This window comes from Devosia enhydra, assembly GCF_900119845.1.
Taxonomy (GTDB): Bacteria; Pseudomonadota; Alphaproteobacteria; order Rhizobiales; family Devosiaceae; genus FPKU01.
In genome coordinates, this window is the sequence record NZ_FPKU01000001.1 from 920571 (window position 1) to 942886 (window position 22316).

Sequence of the window (22316 nt, forward strand, 5' to 3'; positions counted from 1 at the left end):
TGGGCCTTTGGCAAGGGAAAGCGAAATCGGGGCTGCCACAGCGATGGAGCCTGACCCTATGAAAAAAGGCGGCCACCGGGGCCGCCTTTCGAGAGGATTTTGCGCTATGTGCGCGTGTCAGTTCCAGTAGCGCGGAACCTTGTAATAGTCGTAGGCCTGATCGCGATGGGCACGACCATCCTCGCGGGTCAACTCCGAGATCGAATCGTGCGGGGCCGCCTCGAGCTGCTCCTTGGTGTAAGGAACGACATAGGCATCATACTCGGGGTTGAAATCGAGCACCGCCCACGGCACCGGATGGAATTTCTCACCGATCCCGAGAAAGCCGCCAAAGCCGATCACGGCGAACATGATGGCATTGTCGGTTTTGTCGAGAACCACGTCCTCGATCTTGCCGATGGTCTTGCCAGTCTGGTCCTTGACGTCGGTGCCGATGACGCGCGAGGCGCGAATGGCTGCGGTATGGCCGGACAGAGTGGTCATCTCGGTCTCCTTTGTTGTTGGGATGAAAGCCTAACGGCCGAGGGCATCTGGGGTTCCGGAAAGATCGGTGCGCCCACGCGTCGCGCTTGACCCACAAGAAGCGCTGATATTCTGCTTCGGGCGATGCCATCGGAGCTTGCACCCATGCGTGACCGTCTGAAATCGCTCATCGATTCCCCGGCCTGGGAGCGGGCGATCATCGCCATCATCCTGCTCAATGCGCTGATCCTCGGCCTCGAAACTGACCCCGGCATCATGGCGCGGTTCGGCTGGGTGCTGCAGGGGCTGGACCGCATCATCCTGGCGATCTTCGTGGTAGAGATCCTCGTGCGCCTCTACGTGCACGGGTTGAAGTTTTTTCGCGATCCCTGGAGTCTCTTTGACTTTGCGGTGGTCGCCATTGCGCTTCTGCCCGCTACGGGCCCCTTGCAGGTTCTGCGTGCGCTGCGCATCCTCAGGGTCATGCGGCTGATCTCGGTGGTGCCGTCGCTGCGCCGCGTCATTGGCGGGCTGATTGCGGCCCTGCCCGGCATGGCGTCGATCATCGTGCTTCTGGCACTCGTCTTCTACGTGTTCGCCGTGATGGCCACCAACCTCTTCGGAGCATCATTCCCCGATTGGTTCGGTTCGATCGGTGCCTCGGTCTACACGCTCTTCCAGGTGATGACGCTCGAAAGCTGGTCGATGGGCATCGTGCGCCCCGTCATGGAAGTCTACCCCCAGGCCTGGCTCTTCTTCGTGCCCTTCATCGTGAGCACGACCTACGCCGTGCTCAATCTGTTCATCGGTGTCATCGTATCGGCGATGCAGCAGGATGCGGAATCGGCTGCCGAGACGAGCCGGGAAGAGCTGCGCAATGGCAACGAGGCCGTGCTCGAGGAATTGCGAGCCCTGAGGGCAGAAATCGCCGCACTCCGGCGCGAGCGGGAGCGCTAGGATTAAGGCTCATCCCGCTTGTGCGCATCGATGAGCCGCTCGGCCTGTTCGGCCTTGGCTGCCTCCGCTGCCCGTTCGGCCTTGGTGCGGCCGTAGCGGATGCGGTTTTCCTGCGCCTGCTGTTCTTTCTCAGCCTTAGCGCGCGCCTTGCGGGCCTTGCTGAGCGACAGGATGTCCGCCATGGCGCAGTCGCTCAGACGAGCCGGCTCTGTTCCACTGCCGCCGAGATGAAGCTGGCGAACAGCGGATGCGGCTCGAAGGGACGCGACTTGAGCTCAGGATGGAACTGCACGCCGATGAACCACGGATGGTCGGTGCGCTCGACGATCTCGGGCAGCTTGCCATCGGGTGAGACGCCGGAGAACAGCAGCCCGTTCTTTTCAAGGAGCTTGCGGTAGTCCATGTTCACCTCGTAGCGGTGACGATGGCGCTCGGAAATCCGCGTGGTGCCGTAGATGTCGGCCACCCGGCTGCCGCGCGTCAGCTGCGCCGGATAGGCGCCGAGCCGCATGGTGCCGCCCATGTCGCCGGCGGCGGAGCGCGTTTCCTTGTCGTTGCCCTTGACCCATTCGGTCATCAGGCCCACCACCGGCTCCTTGGTCGGGCCGAATTCGGTGGTGCCGGCGCTGCGGATGCCGGCGGTGTTGCGCGCGGCCTCGATGCACGCCATCTGCATGCCGAAGCAGATGCCGAAATAGGGTACGCCCTTGAGCCGGGCGAAGCGCGCCGCTTCGATCTTGCCAGCCGAACCACGCTCGCCAAAGCCTCCCGGCACGAGGATGCCATGGATGTGCTCGAGGTAAGGCGCCGGATCATCCCGCTCGAAAATCTCGGAGTCGATCCAGTTGAGATTAACCTTGACGCGGTTGGCGATGCCGCCATGGGCCAGCGCTTCCGAGAGCGACTTATAGGCGTCCTTGAGACCGGTATACTTGCCCACGATGGCAATGTTCACGGTGCCTTCGGGGTTATGCAGGCGCTCCGAGACGTCACGCCACGCCGCGAGGTCGGGCTCTGCCGCATCCTTGATGCCGAAGGCCGCCAGGATTTCCCGATCGAGCCCTTCCTGATGATAGGCAAGCGGCACGTCGTAGATCGAGCCGACATCGAGACCCTGGATGACGGCGCTCTCGCGCACGTTGCAAAAGAGCGCCAGCTTGCGCTTGTCGGATGCAGGGATCGGCCTGTCGCAGCGCACCAGCAGCACGTCGGGCATGATGCCGATCGAGCGCAGCTCGGCCACCGAATGCTGGGTCGGCTTGGTCTTGAGCTCGCCCGCCGAGGGGATATAGGGCATCAGGGTCAGGTGCAGATAGACCGCGCTGCCCCGCGGCAATTCATTGCCGAGCTGCCGGATGGCCTCGAAAAAGGGCAGGCCCTCGATATCGCCGACCGTTCCACCGATCTCGACGAGCACGAAGTCGAACTCTTCATTGCCTTCGAGCACGAAATTCTTGATCGCGTCGGTGACGTGCGGGATCACCTGCACCGTGGCGCCGAGATAATCGCCCCGGCGCTCCTTGGCGATGATGTCGGAATAGATGCGGCCGGTCGTGATGTTGTCGCGCTTGTTGGCGGAGCGGCCAGTGAAGCGCTCGTAGTGACCCAGATCGAGATCGGTCTCGGCACCGTCATCGGTGACGAAGACTTCGCCGTGCTGGGTCGGCGACATCGTGCCGGGATCGACGTTGAGATAGGGGTCCAGCTTGCGCAGGCGGACCTTGTAGCCACGCGCCTGCAGAACCGCGCCAAGTGCGGCTGACGCCAGCCCCTTGCCCAGCGAGGACACCACGCCTCCGGTTATGAACACGTACCGAGCCATGGGCGATCACCTTACGTCTGTCGTTATCACGAAGAGCGCATCGCTCTCCAAAAGAAGAAGGGGATGTCGCCATCCCCTTCTCCGATTTTCGTCTTCGGCCGCTGCCTCAGTTGCCGGCAGCCGCGGGCGCCGGTGCGGTTTCAGGCGCCGTGGGAGCGGGCTGAGGAACATTGAGGCCCGAATCGCCGGCAGGCGCAGCCGGTGCCGGAACAGGCAGCTCGCCGCTCGTCTGCGACTGAAGCTGGTTAAGGGCATCGAGCACGCTGCCGCCGCCGGTGCCAGTGCCGCCTGCGCCCACTGGATCTGCGATGCCGTCGAGGATGGACTGGGTCGGTCGATCGATCTCTGCCAGGATGGTCAGGCCGATCGCCGTCGCCATGAACAGCGTCGCGAGGATCGCGGTCGTGCGGGTCAGGAGGTTCGCCGAACCCCGCACGGTAAGTAATCCGCCACCGGAATTCGTGCCCATGCCGAGGCCGCCGCCTTCGGATCGCTGGATGAGGATCACGACGATCAGCGCCAGAACGATCAGCAAATAGGCAACGATCAGGACATTGGCCATTGAAAAGGACCTTGCTCGCGGGGATTGCGGGGCCTTCTACACGCATGCCCCGGCAAATGCCATATCCGAGCGCCGAATAATTCCGGGCCCGTTCAGAGGGCCGAGATAATGGCGAAGAAGTCTTTTGCCAAGAGGCTTGCGCCGCCCACCAGCCCGCCATCGACGTTATCAACCGCCAGAATCTCGCGCGCATTGCCTGGCTTGAGAGATCCGCCGTAGAGAATGCGGACGCTGTGTCCACCCTCTCCGAACCGCTCGACCAGCCTTCTGCGGATCGCCTCGTGCATCTCGGCAATGTCCGCGAGCGTTGGCGTGAGCCCGGTGCCGATCGCCCAGACAGGCTCGTAGGCGATGACGATTCCCTCTGTGGGGACACCATCGGGGATCGATCCATCCAACTGGCGCTCCACGACGCGCACCGCCTCGCCGGAGAGGCGCTGGCTTTCCGTTTCCCCCACGCAGACGATGGGAATGAGGTCGGTTGCGACGGCAGCCGCAGCCTTCTCCCGCACCGCTTCGTCGGTTTCGCCATGGTCGGCGCGGCGCTCGGAGTGCCCTACGATAACGAAGCGCGCGCCCGCGTCTTTCAGCATGGCGGCCGAGATGTCGCCGGTATGCGCGCCTGAGGCACGGGCGTGACAGTCCTGCCCGCCCGTGGCGATCCCGCTTCGGCCCAGCCTCTCCCTCATCGCCATCAGTAATGTGGCCGGGGGACAGAGCGCCACCTCCCCGCCCCGGGCGACGCCGTGCGTGGCGACCAATGTGGCGAGCGCCTCGGCCTCGGCGAGGGCGGCGGTGACCCCGTTCATCTTCCAGTTGCCTGCGATAAGGGGAATGGGGCGAAGCGGCACGCGAGTCTCCTTAATTCTTGCTTTGGCCGGGACTTTGCCATAACCCGTCAGGGCCGCAACCCGCCTGGAAATGCAACTTTATGCTCGATAGTCTGCGCAATCTCGGTCGTACCTTTATCGGCAAGGTGCTCGTGGCCCTGCTCATCCTGGGCACAGCCAGCTTCGGCATTTCGAACGTGATCTTCGACCTGGGAGGCAACACGGTTGCCCGTGTCGGGGATGCAGACATTTCAGCGCGCGAGTTCCAGCGCAGCTATAATGCCCAGCTCAATCAATATGCCCAGCAGACTGGTCGCGTGCCGACCCCTGCCGAGGCGGAATCGCTGGGCATCCCGTCGGTCGTGCTGATGCGGCTCGGAGCCGATACGGCGCTGGCCCGGCTCGGCCAGACCTATGGTCTCGGCGTATCGGACAGCCGGCTTGGCCAGATGGTCCGCCAGGATCCTTCCTTTGCCGGCGCCGTCGGTCAGTTCGACCGCGCGAGCTTCGTGCGCGTCCTCCAGCAGAGCGGCTTTACCGAGGCCGAGTATTTCGAGCTCCAGGCGCAAGCCGCACGCCGCCAGCAACTGTCCGCGGCGTTCCTTGCCGACTACTCCCTACCAGAGACGGCGATGCAGCTTGTGGGTCGCTACGCCGGTGACACGCGGACGATCGACTATTTCGTGCTTGGCGATGAAAGCCTGCTGCCGCCCGCAGAGCCGACCGAGGAGGAGCTCGCCGCCTATCTGACGGAGAACCAGTCGCGGTTCCGGACCGTCGAGACGCGCACGGCGCAGATCATGATCTTGAGCCCGCAAAGCCTTGCCGATGGCATCGACATTACCGAAGAGGCGATCGCGGCCGAATTCGAGCGCACGCGCGATCAGCGCGCTGCCAGCGAGCGGCGCACCATCCAGCAGGTCGTGCTCAACACCGATGCGCTGCGCAGCGCCTTCGAGGAGGGCCTTGCCGCTGGTCGGAGCTTCGACGATCTGGTCGACGAAACCGGCGCGTCGGTGATCGAACTGGGCACCCTTGCCCGGTCCGAAGTGGCCGACCCCAACCTCGCCCGCGAAGCGTTCGCGCTCGACCCCAGCACCTTTGCCATCATCCCGGGCATCGGTGGCCGTCGTGCCATCAACGTCACCGCCATCGAGAGCGGATCGACCGCGACGCTCGATGAAACGCGCGATCCCATCCGCCAGAGCCTCGCGCTTGCCGAAGCGCGCCGCCAGCAGACCCAGGTGCTCGACCAGATCGAAGAGTTCCGCGCGGCGCTGCGTCCCCTGCCGGAAATCGCCGAGCGTTTCGGCCTCACGGTCGAAACCGTCGATGTCTCCGCCACCGGTGCCGGACTTGAGGGCATCGAGGAGCTTCCGGCCGGCGGCAGCCAGCTCGTGGCAACGGCTCTCTTTGCCGCTGTCGAGGGCCGCCTCGCGCCCGGCGTCGCGCTCGGCTCCAACGCCCATGCGTGGTTTGACCTCGAGGCGATCGAACCCGCCCGCGACCAGACGCTGGACGAAGTTCGCGACGCCGTTGTTGCTGCCATCACGGCAGAGCGCACTGCCGCAGCCTTGGCCGAGCAGGTCGATACGGTCGTTGCGAGGCTCGATGGCGGCGAGGATTTCGCGAACGTCGCCATCAGCCTCAATCAGTTCCCGGAGCTGTCGCCTCCCCTCGGCCGCAATGGCGATGGTTCGGCTGTGCTTACGACGGAAGTGGCAGAGGCTGTGTTCAGCGGTGGCATCGGCCACTCCGGCGCGGCCCGCAACGCCAATGGCGACTATGTGATCTTCAAGGTCGTCGATGTCGTCCCGGCGCCCGAGGGATCGGCCGAGCGGGTGCGCGATTTCCTCCAGACCTCGGCGCGCAACGCGCTTTACGCCGAGTTCGTCTCGGGGCTGCGCGACACGGCTGGCCTGCGGATCAACCAGCAGGCCCTCACCAACCTGCTCGCGACGGCAACCGGAAACTAGGCGATGGCCGACAGCGACTTCGAGAGCTTTGCCGCCGGTTACGCTGCCGGCCGCGCGCAGATCGTCTTCCGCCGCATCGTGGCCGATCTCGAGACGCCGGTCGGGACTTACCTCAAGCTCGCCGACGGCCGCAAAAATACCTTCCTGCTCGAATCGGTGCAGGGCGGCTCATCCAAGGGCCGCTATTCGATGATCGGCTGCGAGCCGGACGTGATCATGCGCGTCCGCAACGGCAAGGCCGAGATCAATCGCAACGCGCTGTTCGATCTCGAGGCCTTCACGCCGCTTGATGCGGCACCCCTCGATGCGCTGCGGGCCCTCGTCGCCGAGAGCCAGGCCGAGGTGCCGGCCGGTCTCCCCTCCACCGCAGCCGGTGTCTATGGCTATCTCGGCTATGACATGGTCCGGCAGATGGAGGCACTGCCCGACGGCAATCCGGATGTGCTGGGCACGCCCGATGCGGTGCTGATGCGCCCCTCGGTGCTCGCGATCTTCGATACGCTCAAGGACGAACTCTACCTTACCGCCCCGGTCTATGTGCAGCCGGGCGTTGGCGCCCGGCAGGCCTGGGAAGGGGCACAGGCACGGATGGACGAGGCCCTCGGGCGCCTGAGCCGCGCGCCGATGGCGACCGGCACCCTGCCCGAACGCACCAGCATCGCGGTCACCAGCAACACTACCCGCGAGCGTTACGCCCAGATGGTCGAAGAAGCACGCGAGTACATCAAGGCCGGCGACATCTTCCAGGTCGTCCTCAGCCAGCGCTTCGAGGCCGACTTCGACCTTCCGGCAACTTCCCTCTACCGGGCGCTGCGCCGCACCAACCCCTCCCCCTACATGTATTTCCTGGATTTCGAGGATTTCTCGATCGCCGGCTCGTCCCCGGAAATTCTCGTTCGGGTGCAGAAGGGCGAAGTGACCATCCGGCCCATCGCCGGGACGCGCAAGCGGGGCTCGACCCCGACGCGTGACCGTGAACTGGCCGAAGAGCTGCTCTCGGACCCCAAGGAGCGCGCCGAGCACCTGATGCTGCTCGATCTCGGCCGCAACGATGTCGGCCGGGTCGCCAAGATCGGCACCGTGCGGGTGACCGACAAGTTCTTCCTCGAATATTACTCGCACGTGATGCACATCGTGTCGAATGTGGTCGGCCAACTCGATCCGGTTCATGATTTCGTCGATGCGCTGACGGCTGGGTTTCCGGCTGGCACTGTCTCCGGGGCGCCCAAGGTGCGGGCGATGGAAATCATCGATGCGCTGGAATCGAGCCGGCGCGGCATTTATGGCGGCTGCGTGGGCTATTTCGGCGCCGATGGCTCGATGGACACCTGCATCGTGCTGCGCACCGCTATCATCAAGGATGGCAAGCTGTTCGTTCAGGCCGGCGCCGGTATCGTGGCCGACAGCAAGGCCGAGCTTGAACAGCTCGAATGCGAAAACAAGGCCCGCGCCCTGTTCAGCGCCGCCGAAGAAGCATTACGTTATGCAGGCGAAGCGCGCGTCGGCCAGTAGATGCGCCGAACGCCTGAGCGCGCCGAGGGGCTGCGCCCTTAACGACGAGGTCCAGGGGATCACCGATGCAACTGCTCGTCATCGATAATTACGACAGCTTCACCTACAATCTCGTGCACTTTCTGGGTGAACTGGGCGCAGAGCCCTGGGTCGTCCGCAACGACAAGATCACGCTGGGAGAGATCGAAACCCGCGCGCCAGACGCCATCGTGCTGTCTCCGGGCCCCTGCACGCCCAACGAGGCGGGCATCTGCCTGCCGCTGATAGAACGCTTTGCCGGGCAGATTCCCATTCTCGGCGTCTGCCTCGGCCATCAGGCCATCGGCCAGGCAATGGGCGGTGATGTGATCCGCGCGCCGCACCTGATGCACGGCAAGACCAGCCCCATCAACCACACCGGCAAGGGGCTGTTCAGAGGGCTCAATTCCGGGTTCGAGGCAACGCGCTATCACTCGCTGATCGTCAAGGCCGAGACCCTGCCGGCGGTGCTCGAGGTGACGGCCACGACCGAGGATGGTCTTATCATGGGCCTCCAGCACAAATCGCTGCCGGTGCATGGGGTGCAGTTCCATCCCGAGAGCATCGCCTCGGAAAACGGGCATGCCCTCTTGCAGAATTTCCTGAACCTCGCGCGCGACTTCAATCTCGGAAAGGCAGCCTGATGGACGTAAAGGGCGCCTTGGCGCGCATCGGCGACGGCAAGGACCTGACCGGCGAGGAAATGCGCTCGGTGATGAGCGCGATCATGTCGGGCGAGGCCACCCCCAGCCAGATCGGCGCCTTCCTCATGGGCATGCGCGTCAAGGGCGAGACGGTGGGCGAGATTGCTGCCGCCGTTTCGATCCTGCGGCAGAAGATGGTGCCGGTCGCGGCCCCTGCCGGCGCCATCGACATCGTCGGCACCGGCGGCGACGCCAAGGGGTCGCTCAATATTTCCTCGGCCACCGCCTTCGTCGTGGCGGCTGCGGGAATCCCCGTGGCCAAGCACGGCAACCGCGCCCTGTCCTCCAAGTCCGGATCGGCGGAAGTCCTCCAGGCGCTCGGTATCCGGCTTGACCTGACGCCCGAGCAGATCGGCCGCTGCATTGCCGAAGCCGGCATCGGCTTCATGTTCGCACCCCAGCACCATCCCGCGATGAAGCATGTTGGCCCCACCCGCATGGAGCTGGGCACGCGCACCATGTTCAACCTGCTGGGGCCGCAGTCGAACCCGGCCGGCGTGAGGCACTATCTGCTGGGTGTGTTCGCGCGCGAATGGGTGGAGCCGGTTGCCGCGGCGCTGCTCGCCAACCGCACGCTTTCGGCCTGGGTCGTGCATGGCAGCGACGGGCTCGACGAGATGACGACCACGGGGCCGACTTTCGTCGCCTCCATCCGCGAGGGCAATCTCACGAGCTTCGAGGTGACGCCCGAAGACGCCGGACTGCCGCGATCGAAGATCGAGGATCTCATCGGTGGCGATCCGCAGTACAATGCCGGCCGGCTGCGCGCCCTTCTCGAGGGCGAAGAGTCGCCCTATCGCGACATCGTGCTCCTCAATGCCGCCGCTGCCCTGATCGTGGGCGGCAAGGCCGAAACCCTGCCGGAGGGTGTCGATATCGCCCGCAGGCAGATCGATGACGGGCACGCCAAGGCGCGGCTCGACGCCCTCATTGCCATATCGAACGGTTGAACTCATGTCCGATATCCTGACCCGCATCGAAGCCTACAAGCGCGACGAGATCGCTGCGGCAAAAGCCGCGCATCCCTGGGCCGACGTGGTGGCCCGCGCTCACGATGCGCCTCCGGTGCGTCCCTTCCTCAGCGCCCTCAAGGCGCGCCGTGCGCGGGGCGAGTTTGCCCTGATCGCCGAGGTGAAGAAGGCGAGCCCCTCGAAGGGCCTGATCCGTCCCGACTTCAACCCCGCCGCAATCGCGCGCGACTACGAGACGGCGGGCGCCGCATGCCTCTCGGTCCTTACGGATGGGCCCTCTTTCCAGGGCGCGCCTGAGTATCTGATCGCGGCCCGAGAGGCGACCAGCCTCCCCGTGCTGCGCAAAGATTTTCTCTTCGAAACCTACCAGGTCGCCGAGGCGCGGGCGATGGGCGCCGACTGTATCCTCGTCATCCTCGATGCGGTCGGCGACGATGTTGCCCGCTTCCTGATGGATGCCGCCGAGGAATGGAAGATGGACGTGCTCGTCGAAGTTCACGACCAGATCGAGCTCGATCGGGCGCTGGGTCTCGACGCGCCCTTCATCGGCATCAACAACCGCAACCTGCGCACCTTCGAAACGACGCTCACCACCTCGTTCAACCTCGCGGGCGGAGTGCCGGAAGGGACGCATCTGGTCTCCGAGAGCGGCATCCGCGATCATTCCGATCTGCTGCAGCTGGAAAAAGCCGGCATCGGCACCTTCCTCGTGGGCGAGAGCCTCATGCGACAGGCCGATGTGGTGGCCGCCACGCGCAAGCTCTTGACCGGCGATCTGGAGGCTGTGTCGTGAGCCTCACGCATCTGAACGCCCGCGGCGAAGCGCATATCGTCAATGTGGGCGACAAGGCCGTGACGCAGCGTCGCGCGGTCGCGCACGGCACGATCGAGATGCAGGCCGAAACGCTTGCGCTCATCATGGGCGGTGGCCTCAAGAAGGGCGATGCCATAGCGGTGGCGCGCATTGCCGGCATCATGGCCGCCAAGAAGACCGCCGATCTCATTCCACTCTGCCACCCGATCCCGCTCACCAGTGTCACCGTCGACATCTCTGCCCTGCCCTCCGGCGAAGGCATCGAGGTGGTGGCAACTGCCGAGACCAATGGCCAGACCGGGGTGGAGATGGAGGCGCTGACCGCCGCCAGCGTGGCGCTGCTCACGCTTTACGACATGGCCAAGGCCCGCGACCGCGGCATGCGGATGACAGGGATCGAACTGCTCGCCAAATCTGGCGGCAAATCGGGCGATTACAGGAAGGAAGGCTGATGCTGGCGGTTGAAGAGGCACTGAAGCGCATCTACGGCCACATCAAGCCGCTGGGCACCGAGACCGTTCCCCTTCGTGCCGCCGCCAATCGCGTTCTCGCCGAGCCGGTCATTGCCCGGCACAACCAGCCGCCCTTCGATTCGAGCGCCATGGATGGCTATGCGGTCCGTGCCGCCGAGGCCGGGATCGGCAGGTCGCTGACGCTGGCCGGTACCGCCCAGGCCGGCCAACGCTTCGTTGGCATGATGGATCGCGGCCAGTGCGTGCGTATCTTTACCGGCGCGCCGCTGCCGATCGGCGCCGATGCCGTCGTTATGCAGGAAGAAACCGAGGTTCACGGCAATCAGATCAGCTTCCTCGAAGCGGTCAGGGTGGGCCAGTCGGTGCGCCGGCAGGGCAATGATTTCAAGCGCGGCGATGCGCTGATCGCGCCCGGCACGCTGCTGACCCCTGCCCGCATCTCGCTTGCGGCCGCATCTAACCTGCCCGAGCTCGTGGTCAACCGGCGGCCGCGTATCGCCATTCTCAGTTCCGGCGACGAGCTGGTGCAACCGGGCTCGAGCATCGGTGCCGACCAGATCGTCTCGTCCAACAATTTCGGGCTCGCCGCGCTCCTGTCGCCCTTTGCCGAACGCGTCGTCGACCTAGGCATCGTGCGCGACGACCCCAAGGCGATCGAGGCGGCGCTGCTGTCGGCCTTCGACGACGGCATCGACGTGCTAATCACCAGCGGCGGCGCCAGCGTCGGGGATCGCGACTATATGCAGGAGGTCTTGAAGGACCTCGGCGTCGCGATGGATTTCTGGAAGCTGCGCATGCGTCCGGGCAAGCCGCTGATGTTTGGGGTCCGCGGGCGCACGCTGATCTTCGGGCTGCCCGGCAATCCGGTCTCCGCGATGGCTACCGCCCATGTCGTGGTCAAGCCGACCTTGAAGCGCATCGTCGGGCTGGCCGAGACCGAATGGCCGCGCTTCACCGTTGCGCTCGCAGGGCCCTTGCCCGCCAACGGGCCGCGGCGGCACTATCTGCGCGGCAAGCTCATCCGCAACGATTTCGGCATGCTCGAAGTGGACCCCATTTCGGAAACCGACAGCGGTCACATCTCCTCGCTCGCCGCGTCGGACTGCTTCATCGTGCAACCGGAAAATGACGAAGGCCGAAGCAAGGGCTCGGTGATCGAGGTCATACCGCTCGACTGGGGCTGAAAATTCTGCTGGCTGTCGTCGATTCCGGCTTTTGCCACTCGACGTGAGGGTGGGCGGCGCGCGGTGCGTCAGCCAGATGAGGAGCACGATCCATGCGCATGATTTTCGTCAACCTGCCGGTCAAGGACATCGTCGAGGCGCGCGCGTTCTACGCAGAGCTCGGCTTTCCGCATAATCCCGCTTTCTCCGACGATAGCGCCACCTGCATCGTCATCTCGGAACAGATCTACGCCATGCTTTTGCAGCATGAGCGCTTCTCGACCTTTGTGCGCCAGCCGATCGCAGACGCCAACACAACCACCCAGGTGCTCCTGGCACTTTCGTGCGACAGCCGTGGCGAGGTCGATGCCCTGCACGCCAAGGCCCTTGCGGCAGGCGGGCGCGATTGGATGCCCGCGCAGGATCATGGCTTCATGTATGGCAGGAGCTTCCAGGATCTCGATGGCCATGTGTGGGAGCTGACATGGATGGATCCGGCATCCATTCCCGGTTGACCCCAACGCAACCCGCCTGTCGCGTCCGGCGTTCACACGCTGATGTGAATGCCGCCCGGTCCCGGTCGGCCTCGGACCCAGCGTCAAGGATATCTCAATGAAGCTCCGCACCCTCGTCGCCCTGGCGACCCTACCCCTCGTTCTCGCGGCCTGCGGCGACAACAACGCCAATGTCGCCGCTCCGGCCGGACAGGCGCCGGCCGCTCAGCCCGCCGCCGCCGCTCCTGCCGCGACGAGCCCGGCTGCGGCGCCAAGCAGTGCGGCGGGGGCGGCTGCGGCGAGCGCCTCGGGGTCCGATACGGAGGAATTGGGCTTCCTCTGGGGCCAGTGGGCAGCCGATCTGGCCTGGTGCCGCGATCAGACGAATGGCTCACCCATCACCATCACTTCGGAGCGGTTCGAGGGCGCCGAGAACGACTGCGCGATGTCGGGCGTGACCGACAATGGCGATGGCAGCTATTCGACCTCGCTCGCCTGCCAGGGCGAGGGCCAGCAGACCACCGAGCCGCTGGTGATGACGCCGATCTTTTCACCCTCTGGCGAAGGGCTCGTGCTCCGCTATCCCGATCGCGGCGGTGAAGCGACAACGCTTTACCGCTGTTCCTGACGCGGGGTCCTCAGGCGCTGAGGCAAATGAAAGCCGTCGAGCCGAACGCTCTGACGGGCTTTGTCGTTAGAGGCGAGCTGTGACAGGGCCTCAGCGTTTCGCAGCGGCGGCCTTGCGGTCGCGGCGGTCGGCGCGCCAGCGCTTGAACCGGCGTTCGCCACGCAGGATCGCGCTGTTGAGCGGGTGCTGGAGGAACGGCAGGTCGATCGCCAGCATTAGCAGCCCCAGCGGCAGCATCCATATGCCCAGCACGGGCAGGAAGCTGAAGATGCCGCCGAGAACCAGTACGATGCCGAGCGGAATCCTGAGGATCCGCGATGATGGTTTCCTGACCCAGGCGATGAAGCGTGCCGTCAACGGAAACCGGCGGCTGATGCGTTCGAACTGACGGTCGAGGCGGGCAGAATTCTTCGGAGCCATCATAGGTGGTTCACCCCCGGGCTGGACAGTGACGCTATCGAGCAGGCGTCCAAGGCAGTTTTTGGGACGCCGCCGGCAGACGGAAGCTTTGACAGAGAATTAATCCATTCTGGCCAATATTGCCTTAACGGCAGCGCCGTGCGGGTTCGCGTCACCGGCATGGGCGCCACCTCACGCCTGGAGCCCGCATGCACACCACCCGACGCCGTTCCATACTCGCCATTTCAGTTAGCCTTGCCATGATGAGCCTCTCCGGCTGCGCCTCGCTTGGCGGCTTCGGTGGGCTGGGCTGGGCGCAGATGTCGGAAAAGGAATGCCTCGTCAGGGCGATGTATTTCGAATCCAATCGTTCCAGTCCCGACGGCATGCTCGCCGTGGGCTCTGTAGTGATGAACCGCGTTGCCGACCATCGTTACCCCAAATCCGTCTGCGGCGTCGTCGGCCAGAAGAACCAGTTTGCCGAGGGCGTGCTCGACCGCAAGATGACCGAGCCCAAAAGCGTCGCACTTGCCAGCCAGGTTGCCGATGCGGTGCTGCGCGGCGAGCGCCATGCCGGGGTTCAGGCCGCCCAGCACTTCCACACGGCCGGCCTGACCTTCCCCTACACCAACATGCACTATGTGCTCGTCGCCGGCGGCAACGCCTTTTACGAGAAGCGCTAGCGCCGGCTGACGTCTCGAAACGCCCTAGAAATCCCCGCCGACGTCGAGGTCCCCGCCACCATCGTCTGCGGGCATATCATCGGCAGGCATATCTTCGGGCGCAGCCTCGGCCGCATTGGCTTCGCCACCGCCGAACATGCCGGCGATGGCGCTGCCCAGGAGGACGCCACCCGTGACGCCGAGCGCTGTCTGCGCCGCGCCTGCGAGAAAACCCCCGCCGCCCGCGCCACGCTGACGATCCCACGGGCCGCGATTGGCCGGCTGTTCGGGCACGGGAGCGGTCTGGGTCTGGCGCGGATTTTGTCGACCGCCATCGCCAAAAATGCTGTCGAAGAAGCCGCCGCGGCTCTGACCCTGCTGTTCGAGCTCGGCGATGCGCTGCTGGGCGGCTTCAAGCGCCCGCTCCTGCACGATGATGGTCTGCGCCATGTAGTAACCGGCGCCTTGCGTGCGCGCCCCCTCCTCCTGGATCAGGGCCTCGGCCTCATGATCCCGATCGGGATTGCGGCGGGCGACATCCCGCAGCCGGTCGAAAAGGCTCTCGATGGCGCGGCGGTCTTCGGGAGCGAGCATGGCGGTCTTCCTCCTGCACTGGGCTGAGACAGGAGATGGGAATCCCCTGCCTCGCCTGCAACGGTGCCGGACCGGGTGGCGTTGCGATCAGCCAAGAAAATCGCGCTTGCCGATCGGTACGCCGTTATGGCGCAGGATGGCGTAGGCCGTCGTTACGTGGAAATAGAAATTGGGCAGCGCGCGGGTCAGCACATAGCTCTGGCCATCGACCACGACTTCCCCCGACCGCATCTTGAGCGTGATGCTGCGGGTCTCGCTGCCATCGATATCGCCGGCTGAAAAGCTGTTAGCGAAATCCACGGCCTTGCCGATACGGGCCTTGAGATCGGCCAGCGTCTTTTCATCATCGGGCCAGGCCGGGATGTCGCGACCCGCCAGTCGCGCGAGCGAACCCTTCACATGATCGGTGGCCGACTGCACCTGGAACGAAAGCGGATGCATGTCGGGGGCAAGCCTCGACCCCACCAGCACATCGGAATTGAACTTCTTTTCATCGGCATAGGCCTGGGCCTTGTCGAGATTGTCGCGCAACGCCGTCAGAAGGCGGACGTAGACGGGTACGGTCACGGCATAAAGTGAGAGCGTCATCAGAGTTTCCTGCGAGATTGGCCTGTCGAAGGACTCAACAGCAAAAGCCCAAGGACTGTATCATTGCGCGGCGTCCAAAGGCACATGGCCCGCATCAAGGAGTGATCGCATGTCTCGCAGGCAAATCGGCTTCCGCATCGGCATCTGCGCGCTGGTCGCGCTTGCCGCCCCGCCCGCCTGGGCCCAGACCAGCGATGAAAGCGACCCCATCACCATCATGGGCACAGCCTATACCGGCGAGACGCCGCCGGACATCGCGCTGGTCAAGCAGCGCTTCATCGCCATCCATGGTGAAGACTGCGACTGGGCCATAACCGGCAGCCCCGAGATGCGCGAGCCGGAAACCTTCGACTTCACCTTCCGCTACAGCTTTGACGAAGACGGCGATCCGGATCGCCCGCTCAAGATCTATCGCTTTTTCTGCAATCAGGGCGCCTACAACCAGCAGCACGCCTATTTCGCCTGGACCGAGGATGGCCTTCGCCCCCTCAGCTTTGCCGTGCCGGTGACCGTGGCCACCTTCACCGACCCCGGAAACAGCGACAGCGACGTGGAAAGCCTCACAATGCTCGGCTTTACCACCCAGCGCACCCTGACCAATTCGGAGATCGACGCGGAAACCGGCACCATCCTCTCGACGAGCTATTGGCGCGGTATCGGCGACGCGTCCTCCAGCGTCACCTGGCGGTTGGTCGAGGGTGACTATGTGATGGAAAGCTACGATGTCGACCATTCCTACAATGGCAAGGTCGATCCGGAGCGCGTGGTGGACTATTCCGCCGCGGCGCGCTGAAAAAAGGCCGCAATCCCGTCTCCGGAATTGCGGCCTCGAATTCGGACCGGGGCCGCCTTTTGAGGGCTTGGGGGCAGGCAGCCCCGGTCACGTGTGTTCGCCAGTGCATGGGTCGTTTGCAGTCATCCAGCGAACACCACAAGATATCGGCGGCGTTTGCGGCGAAAGAAGAGCCGTCACGGGAAGGTGATCGGTCCCGGCTTGAGTGCGCGCCATTGCTCAAAGCGGGCGAAATGCCTATGCATCTGCCCATTCTGACCATGGGACGTAAAGATGCCGACGCTCAGCCCAGAACCGATGGAAACGCGAGCCTTCAACGACCCGCAGGCCGCGTGGGACTATATCGCCGCCATCTATGACCGGCAGACCGGCTTCATCCGCGACCATCTCTACGGGCTGATGGATGGGCGGATACCGGCAGGGCGAGTTCGCGCCTTCTATCCCGAGGTGCAGGTCCGTTCGACGAGCTATGGCAAATCCGCTTCGACGCTGCCCTATGGCTATCTGCACACCCCCGGGCTCTACCGCACCACGCTGACGGCGCCGGACCTGTTCCGCACCTATCTGATCGAGCAGTTCGCCGTGCTGCTCAAGAACCACAACACGGCCATCGAGGTCGGCGTCTCCTCGACGCCCATCCCGCTGCACTTTGCCGTCGGCACGCGCGAGCATCTCAATGGCGAGGTGCTGAACGAGATCGGCATTCCGCTGCGCGATATCTTTGACGCGCCGGACCTGGCCGATACGGATGACGAGATCGCCAACGGCACCTATGTGCCCCCGCGTGGCGGGCCCTACCCGCTGTCGGCCTTCACGGCGCCCCGCATCGACTATTCGCTGCATCGGCTCAGCCACTACACCGGCACGGATGCCGAGCACTTCCAGAATTTCGTGATCTTCACCAACTACCAGTTCTATATCGACGAGTTCTGCCGTGTTGCCCGTCAATACATGGCCGACGGGCATGAGCATTATGATGCGCTGGTGGAGCCGGGCAATCTCGTGACCCGCAACGCCCGGCTCGGCGGCAGCGTGGACGGCCAGGGCGCCACGCGCATGCCGCAGATGCCCGCCTACCACCTCACCTCGTCGCGCAGCCGCGGCATTACCATGGTCAATATCGGCGTCGGGCCTTCCAACGCCAAGACCATCACCGACCACATCGCGGTGCTCAGGCCCCATGCCTGGATCATGCTCGGCCATTGCGCCGGCCTGCGCAACTCGCAAGAACTGGGCGATTATGTGCTGGCCCACGCCTATGTGCGCGAAGACCATGTGCTCGACGCCGATCTGCCCGTGAATGTGCCCATCCCGGCGCTCGCCGAAGTGCAGGTCGCGCTGCAGCAGGCTGTGACCGAGATCACCCAGCTCGAAGGGCTTGAAACCAAGCGCATCATGCGCACCGGGACGGTCGCAACCTTCGACAATCGCAACTGGGAGCTGCGCGACCAGAAGGAAATCACCCAGCGGCTGTCGCAGTCCCGTGCGGTTGCGCTCGATATGGAAAGCGCCACCATCGCCGCAAACGGCTTCCGCTTCCGCGTGCCCTACGGCACCCTGCTCTGCGTTTCCGACAAGCCCCTGCATGGCGAGCTCAAGCTGCCCGGCATGGCGTCGTCCTTTTATCGCACGCAGGTCAACCGGCACTTGCTCATCGGCATCAGGGCCATGGAAATCCTGCGCGACGAGCCTGCCGAGCGGCTGCATTCGCGCAAGCTGCGCAGCTTTGCCGAGACGGCGTTCCAGTAGGGCGGCGCTCTACTCGACCGTCACCGACTTCGCGAGGTTGCGCGGCTGGTCCACGTCCGTCCCCATGAAGACGGCCGTGTGATAGGCGAGCAGCTGCACGGGAATGGTCGCGAGGATCGGCGCGACAAAGCTCGACACTTTCGGGATCAGGATGATGTCGGCGATGCCGTGGCCGGCCTGCGCCGCGCCATCCTCGTCGGTGATGAGGATGATCCGCCCGCCGCGCGCCGCTACTTCCTGCATGTTGGAGAGCGTCTTTTCCATCAAGGGGTCAGAGGGCGCCACCACGATCACCGGCATGCTCTCGTCCACCAGCGCGATCGGCCCGTGCTTCAGTTCGCCCGCCGCATAGCCTTCTGCATGGATGTAGCTGATTTCCTTGAGCTTGAGAGCGCCTTCCATGGCTACCGGATACATCGGTCCCCGGCCCAGATAGAGCACATCCTTGGCCTTTGAGAGGCTCTTGGCGATCTCGACGATCTGCCCCTCCGATTTCAGCGCCTTCGAAACGGCGCTCGGCAGGCTGATCAGCGCCCGCACCAGTTCGGCCTCGGCCTCAGGCCCGATCGCGCCGCGCGCGACCCCGGCAGCAAGCGCGAGACTGGCGAGCGCTGAGAGCTGTGCCGTCAGCGCCTTGGTCGATGCCACGCCGATCTCGGGTCCGCAGAGCGTCGGGAACACCACCTGGCTTTCGCGCGCAATGGTCGATTCCCGCACATTGACGAGGCTGGCCACGTGCTGGCCCTGCCCGGCGCAATAGCGCAGCGCGGCGAGGGTGTCGGCAGTCTCGCCCGATTGCGAGATGAACAGCGACAGCCCGTCCGCCTGCAGAGGCGGCTCGCGGTAGCGAAATTCGGACGCCACATCGATATCGACCGGCAGCCGCGCCAGTTTCTCGAACCAGTATTTGGCGATCGAGCCAGCAAAATACGCCGTGCCGCAGGCCGACATCGTCAGCCGCGAGAGCCTGGCGAAATCGAACGGCAATGTCTCGCGCAAGGCGACCCGCTCGGCGCCCATGTCGAGATAGTGGCTCAGGGTATGCGAGATCGTCTCGGGCTGCTCGTAGATCTCCTTGGCCATGAAATGGCGGTGGTTGCCCTTGTCGACCATCAGCGCCGAGGCGGCGGAGACCTGCTGCTCGCGCTGCACGATGCCATCCTGCCCGTCGCGGATGGTGACGCCGCGCGGTGTCAGCACCGCCCAGTCGCCGTCCTGCAGGTAGGAGAGGCGCGAGGTGAAGGGCGCCAGCGCCATGGCGTCCGAGCCCAGATACATCTCGGTGTCGCCATAGCCTATGGCGAGCGGCGCGCCCCGCCGCGCCGCGATCAGCATGGTGTCCTCGCCCTTGAACAGGAAGGCGAGCGCGAACGCGCCGCGCAGCACCCGCAAGGTGCGCCCGACCGCCATCTCGGGATCGAGGCCGCGATCGAGTTCGCGGCTGACCCACAGCGCCACGGATTCGGTATCCGTCTGCGTCTTGGGCAGATAGCCATCGCGCGCCAGATCGGCGAGCAGCTCGCGGAAATTTTCGATGATGCCGTTATGCACCACCGCCACACGCTCTGTCGCATGGGGGTGCGCATTGGCTTCGGTGGGCGCGCCATGGGTCGCCCAGCGCGTATGCCCGATGCCGATGCGGCCTTCGAGCGGCTCGAAGGACAGCTTCTGGGCCAGATTGCCCAGCTTGCCCTCGGCCCGGCGCCGGGCGATGTTGCCGCCCTCGAGCGTCGCGACGCCGGCGCTGTCATAGCCGCGATATTCGAGGCGCTTCAGCGCATCCACCAGCCGGGGCGCGACCGGCGCCGTTCCGATGATTCCAACGATGCCGCACATGGCCTAACCCTCCGACCGTGCCTTGCGCGCAGCCTTCTTGGCGGCGGCGCGCTCCCTCAGCTTTGATGCATAGCCGAGGCGATTTTCCTGCCGCGCGCGCCCGAGCGCCAGCGCGTCGGGCTCCACATTCCGCGTGATCACGCTGCCCGAGCCAACATAGGCCCCGGCGCCGATCGTGACGGGCGCAACCAGCGACGAGTTCGAGCCGATGAAAGCACCTTCCCCGATCACGGTGATGTCCTTGTTCACCCCATCATAATTGCAGGTGATGGTGCCGGCCCCGAGATTGGCCTTGGCGCCGATCTCTGCGTCGCCCACATAGCTCAAATGGTTGAGCTTGGCACCCTTGCCGATATTGGCCTTCTTCACCTCGACGAAATTGCCGACCTTCACGCCTTCGGCGAGCACCGCCTCCGGGCGCAGGCGGGCGAAGGGGCCGATCTCGCAGCCCTCCCCGATCGTTGCGCCCTCGATATGGCTGAAGGCCCTGATCACAGCCCCGTCGGCCACCGACACGCCTGGCCCGAACACCACATTGGGCTCAATCACCACGTCGCGGCCGATCGTCGTATCCCACGAAAAGAACACGCTCTGCGGATCGCGCAACGTCACGCCCTGCGCCATGAAGTCGTCGCGCCGCAACTCCTGGAACTGGGCTTCGGCCTGGGCCAGCTTGCGGCGGTCATCGACGCCGATCACCTCGTCAGCCGAAGCCTCGAACACCTCGATATGCCGCCCGTCCCCATTGGCGAGCTCGACGGCATCGGTGAGGTAATACTCGCCCTTGGCGTTGGCATTGCCGATGCGGTCGATCACCGAGCGCAGTGTTGCGCAGCGAAAGCCCATGATGCCGGAATTACAGAGCGTGATGGCCCGTTCCGCCTCGGTCGCATCCTTGTGCTCGCGGATTGCCAAGAGCCTCCCGCCATCGGTGAGCAGCCGGCCATAGCCGGTCGCATCGGCCGGCCTGAAGCCGACAACCACGATGTCAGCGCCCGCATCCAGCCTGGCGGCGACGGCCTGAAGCGTTGCGCGCGACACCAGCGGCGTGTCGGCATAAAGCACCAGTACGGCACCTTCCGAATGTGCATAGGCAGCTTCGGCCTGGCGCACGGCATGGGCGGTGCCGAGCCGCTCGCTCTGGGTCGAGAACCGCGCATCCGGCGCCATCAGCGACACGGCTGCGCTCACCGCGTCATGGCCGGGCCCGATTACGACCGCAAGCCCTGCTGCGCCTGCGCCCAGCGCCGCGCGCACCGCATGTCCGACCATCGGCAGCCCGCCCACCGGATGCAGCACCTTGGGCAATGCGGATTTCATCCGCGTGCCTTCACCCGCCGCAAGAATGATCGCAGTCAGTTCCGCCATGTCGTCCGTCCACCCTCGTGCCCTGCGGCAATCGCTCGTCCCGATTTATGGCAGCAACGTGTTGGCAATCCGATAACGAGGTGAACCAGTGGTAAACTGCCACGGCTTGATTCGAACAGCGAACCCACCGGAGCACCAGCCTTGCGACGCCTGAGCGACCATATTCGGCCCGCCGACGTCACCCTCTGGGGCGGGATAGCCCTTGGCTGCTGGGCTGCCGCTGTGCTTGCAGCAAACGTCTCGGCGCTTGTGCCCCCCAGCATGCTGGCCGGGTTGCACGCCTCGCGCCTCGATGGCGGAACGCTCAACCAGTTGCGCGGGCAGGTGGCGGGCCTTGAAGCAGATGCCGCACGCCTGCGCCGCGAGACGGCAGCTCTCGAACGCCGCTTCGACATGACCCAGCAGCAGGCCGGCACTGTCACCCAGCGCGTCGGCGCCCTCGAATCGAGCATTCCGCGGCTGCTCGAGGCACTGCCCAAGACGGCCGAGATCGATCGGTCGGCCCTGACCGCATCGACCGATGCCAACGGCCCGCAGCGCTTCGAAGCCGAAGGGGGCTCCGTCGTCGTCAGACACTCCCCGCTCGTTCCGCCCGCGCCGCTCGAAATGCCCATCGATGGTACAGACACCCAGCCTCTTCCCGCCGCGCTGGAGAGTGATGACGCCGCAACCGGTGATCTCGGCATCGCCATCGGGCCGGCCGTGGATGAGGCCGGAGCCGGGGCGGAATGGGCCGAACTCGAAGCACGCGTCGGCGCCCTGCTGATCGGACTGCGCCCCGTGCTGGGTGACGGCGAAGCAGGCGACGGCCGGCGCATCATTGCGGGACCGGTGGCCGGCGAGACCGAGGCCACCACGCTCTGCACCCATCTCGAAATGGTCGCGGTCACCTGCGCGCCGGCGCCTTATGTCGGCGATCCGATTGCCGCTGGCGGCTGATG

The 22316-nt window shown here is 65.0% G+C and carries 23 protein-coding genes and 1 pseudogene; 14 read left to right on the forward strand and 10 right to left on the reverse strand.

Features of this window, described 5'->3' with window-relative positions; genetic code table 11:
- Window positions 1–117: 117 nt before the first annotated feature.
- The gene (locus BT183_RS04475; protein WP_072339391.1) at window positions 118–483 is read right to left on the reverse strand and encodes a PRC-barrel domain-containing protein; all 366 of its coding nucleotides are present in this window, start codon (window positions 481–483) and stop codon (window positions 118–120) included.
- A 144-nt stretch (window positions 484–627) separates the two neighbouring features.
- On the opposite strand from BT183_RS04475, the gene BT183_RS04480 reads away from it, so the two are divergent.
- The gene (locus tag BT183_RS04480) at window positions 628–1419 is read left to right on the forward strand and encodes an ion transporter (protein ID WP_072339393.1); all 792 of its coding nucleotides are present in this window, start codon (window positions 628–630) and stop codon (window positions 1417–1419) included.
- A gap of 2 nt (window positions 1420–1421) precedes the next feature.
- Here BT183_RS04480 and BT183_RS04485 read toward each other — a convergent pair whose 3' ends face one another.
- From BT183_RS04485 to tpiA, 4 genes are all read right to left on the reverse strand, one after another.
- Window positions 1422–1601 carry a DUF4169 family protein gene (locus BT183_RS04485; protein WP_072339395.1) on the reverse strand — a complete coding sequence of 60 codons (180 nt, stop codon included), beginning with the start codon at window positions 1599–1601 and terminating at the stop codon, window positions 1422–1424.
- An 11-nt stretch (window positions 1602–1612) separates the two neighbouring features.
- A complete protein-coding gene (locus BT183_RS04490; RefSeq protein ID WP_072339397.1) occupies window positions 1613–3241 on the reverse strand; it encodes a CTP synthase in 1629 nt (542 codons plus the stop codon).
- Window positions 3242–3347: 106 nt separating this feature from the next.
- On the reverse strand, window positions 3348–3803 hold the full coding sequence (secG, locus tag BT183_RS04495) for a preprotein translocase subunit SecG (protein ID WP_072339399.1): 456 nt from the start codon (window positions 3801–3803) through the stop codon (window positions 3348–3350).
- Between the two features lie 92 nt (window positions 3804–3895).
- Complete coding sequence (gene tpiA, locus BT183_RS04500) at window positions 3896–4654, reverse strand: triose-phosphate isomerase (RefSeq protein WP_072339401.1); 759 nt, start codon at window positions 4652–4654, stop codon at window positions 3896–3898.
- 80 nt (window positions 4655–4734) lie between these two features.
- On the opposite strand from tpiA, the gene BT183_RS04505 reads away from it, so the two are divergent.
- The 9 genes from BT183_RS04505 (at window position 4735) to BT183_RS20685 (ending at window position 13386) form a co-directional block, all read left to right on the forward strand.
- On the forward strand, window positions 4735–6609 hold the full coding sequence (locus BT183_RS04505) for a peptidylprolyl isomerase (protein WP_072339403.1): 1875 nt from the start codon (window positions 4735–4737) through the stop codon (window positions 6607–6609).
- Between the two features lie 3 nt (window positions 6610–6612).
- Entirely contained in the window at window positions 6613–8121 is a 1509-nt protein-coding gene (gene trpE / locus BT183_RS04510; RefSeq protein WP_072339405.1) for an anthranilate synthase component I, read from the forward strand.
- A 65-nt stretch (window positions 8122–8186) separates the two neighbouring features.
- A complete protein-coding gene (locus tag BT183_RS04515; protein ID WP_072339407.1) occupies window positions 8187–8783 on the forward strand; it encodes an anthranilate synthase component II in 597 nt (198 codons plus the stop codon).
- A complete protein-coding gene (trpD, locus tag BT183_RS04520; RefSeq protein ID WP_072339408.1) occupies window positions 8780–9793 on the forward strand; it encodes an anthranilate phosphoribosyltransferase in 1014 nt (337 codons plus the stop codon). Before BT183_RS04515 ends, trpD begins: the two co-directional genes overlap by 4 nt.
- 4 nt (window positions 9794–9797) lie before the next feature.
- Window positions 9798–10607 carry an indole-3-glycerol phosphate synthase TrpC gene (gene trpC / locus BT183_RS04525; RefSeq protein ID WP_072339410.1) on the forward strand — a complete coding sequence of 270 codons (810 nt, stop codon included), beginning with the start codon at window positions 9798–9800 and terminating at the stop codon, window positions 10605–10607.
- A complete protein-coding gene (moaC, locus tag BT183_RS04530; protein WP_072339412.1) occupies window positions 10604–11080 on the forward strand; it encodes a cyclic pyranopterin monophosphate synthase MoaC in 477 nt (158 codons plus the stop codon). The genes trpC and moaC overlap by 4 nt, the downstream gene beginning before the upstream one ends.
- The gene (locus tag BT183_RS04535) at window positions 11080–12285 is read left to right on the forward strand and encodes a molybdopterin molybdotransferase MoeA (RefSeq protein ID WP_072339414.1); all 1206 of its coding nucleotides are present in this window, start codon (window positions 11080–11082) and stop codon (window positions 12283–12285) included. The genes moaC and BT183_RS04535 overlap by 1 nt, the downstream gene beginning before the upstream one ends.
- A 92-nt stretch (window positions 12286–12377) precedes the next feature.
- On the forward strand, window positions 12378–12779 hold the full coding sequence (locus BT183_RS04540; protein ID WP_072339416.1) for a VOC family protein: 402 nt from the start codon (window positions 12378–12380) through the stop codon (window positions 12777–12779).
- Window positions 12780–12876: 97 nt separating this feature from the next.
- Window positions 12877–13386, forward strand: coding sequence for a hypothetical protein (locus BT183_RS20685; protein ID WP_072339418.1), 510 nt, complete (start codon window positions 12877–12879; stop codon window positions 13384–13386).
- 90 nt (window positions 13387–13476) lie between these two features.
- Here the strand turns inward: BT183_RS20685 and BT183_RS04550 are convergent, their stop codons facing one another.
- Window positions 13477–13809, reverse strand: coding sequence for a hypothetical protein (locus tag BT183_RS04550; RefSeq protein WP_425290540.1), 333 nt, complete (start codon window positions 13807–13809; stop codon window positions 13477–13479).
- A gap of 236 nt (window positions 13810–14045) precedes the next feature.
- On the opposite strand from BT183_RS04550, the pseudogene BT183_RS04555 reads away from it, so the two are divergent.
- A pseudogene (locus BT183_RS04555) lies at window positions 14046–14465 on the forward strand (cell wall hydrolase); the annotation flags it as partial.
- 27 nt (window positions 14466–14492) lie between these two features.
- Here BT183_RS04555 and BT183_RS04560 read toward each other — a convergent pair.
- Both BT183_RS04560 and BT183_RS04565 read right to left on the reverse strand, forming a co-directional pair.
- Window positions 14493–15041 carry a DUF2076 domain-containing protein gene (locus BT183_RS04560; RefSeq protein ID WP_072339422.1) on the reverse strand — a complete coding sequence of 183 codons (549 nt, stop codon included), beginning with the start codon at window positions 15039–15041 and terminating at the stop codon, window positions 14493–14495.
- 87 nt (window positions 15042–15128) lie between these two features.
- Entirely contained in the window at window positions 15129–15629 is a 501-nt protein-coding gene (locus tag BT183_RS04565) for a DUF1993 domain-containing protein (RefSeq protein WP_072339424.1), read from the reverse strand.
- A gap of 109 nt (window positions 15630–15738) precedes the next feature.
- On the opposite strand from BT183_RS04565, the gene BT183_RS04570 reads away from it, so the two are divergent.
- Both BT183_RS04570 and BT183_RS04575 read left to right on the forward strand, forming a co-directional pair.
- Entirely contained in the window at window positions 15739–16422 is a 684-nt protein-coding gene (locus BT183_RS04570; protein WP_072339426.1) for a DUF1176 domain-containing protein, read from the forward strand.
- 273 nt (window positions 16423–16695) lie between these two features.
- Window positions 16696–18171, forward strand: a complete 1476-nt coding sequence (locus BT183_RS04575; protein WP_072339427.1) for an AMP nucleosidase — start codon at window positions 16696–16698, stop codon at window positions 18169–18171.
- A 9-nt stretch (window positions 18172–18180) separates the two neighbouring features.
- On the opposite strand, the gene glmS is transcribed toward BT183_RS04575, so the two are convergent.
- Entirely contained in the window at window positions 18181–20007 is a 1827-nt protein-coding gene (gene glmS, locus BT183_RS04580; RefSeq protein ID WP_072339429.1) for a glutamine--fructose-6-phosphate transaminase (isomerizing), read from the reverse strand.
- A gap of 3 nt (window positions 20008–20010) precedes the next feature.
- Window positions 20011–21375, reverse strand: a complete 1365-nt coding sequence (gene glmU, locus BT183_RS04585; protein ID WP_072339430.1) for a bifunctional UDP-N-acetylglucosamine diphosphorylase/glucosamine-1-phosphate N-acetyltransferase GlmU — start codon at window positions 21373–21375, stop codon at window positions 20011–20013.
- Window positions 21376–21516: 141 nt separating this feature from the next.
- Here glmU and BT183_RS04590 point away from each other — a divergent pair, with 141 nt between their 5' ends.
- Window positions 21517–22314 carry a hypothetical protein gene (locus BT183_RS04590; RefSeq protein WP_143145661.1) on the forward strand — a complete coding sequence of 266 codons (798 nt, stop codon included), beginning with the start codon at window positions 21517–21519 and terminating at the stop codon, window positions 22312–22314.
- Window positions 22315–22316: the final 2 nt, after the last annotated feature.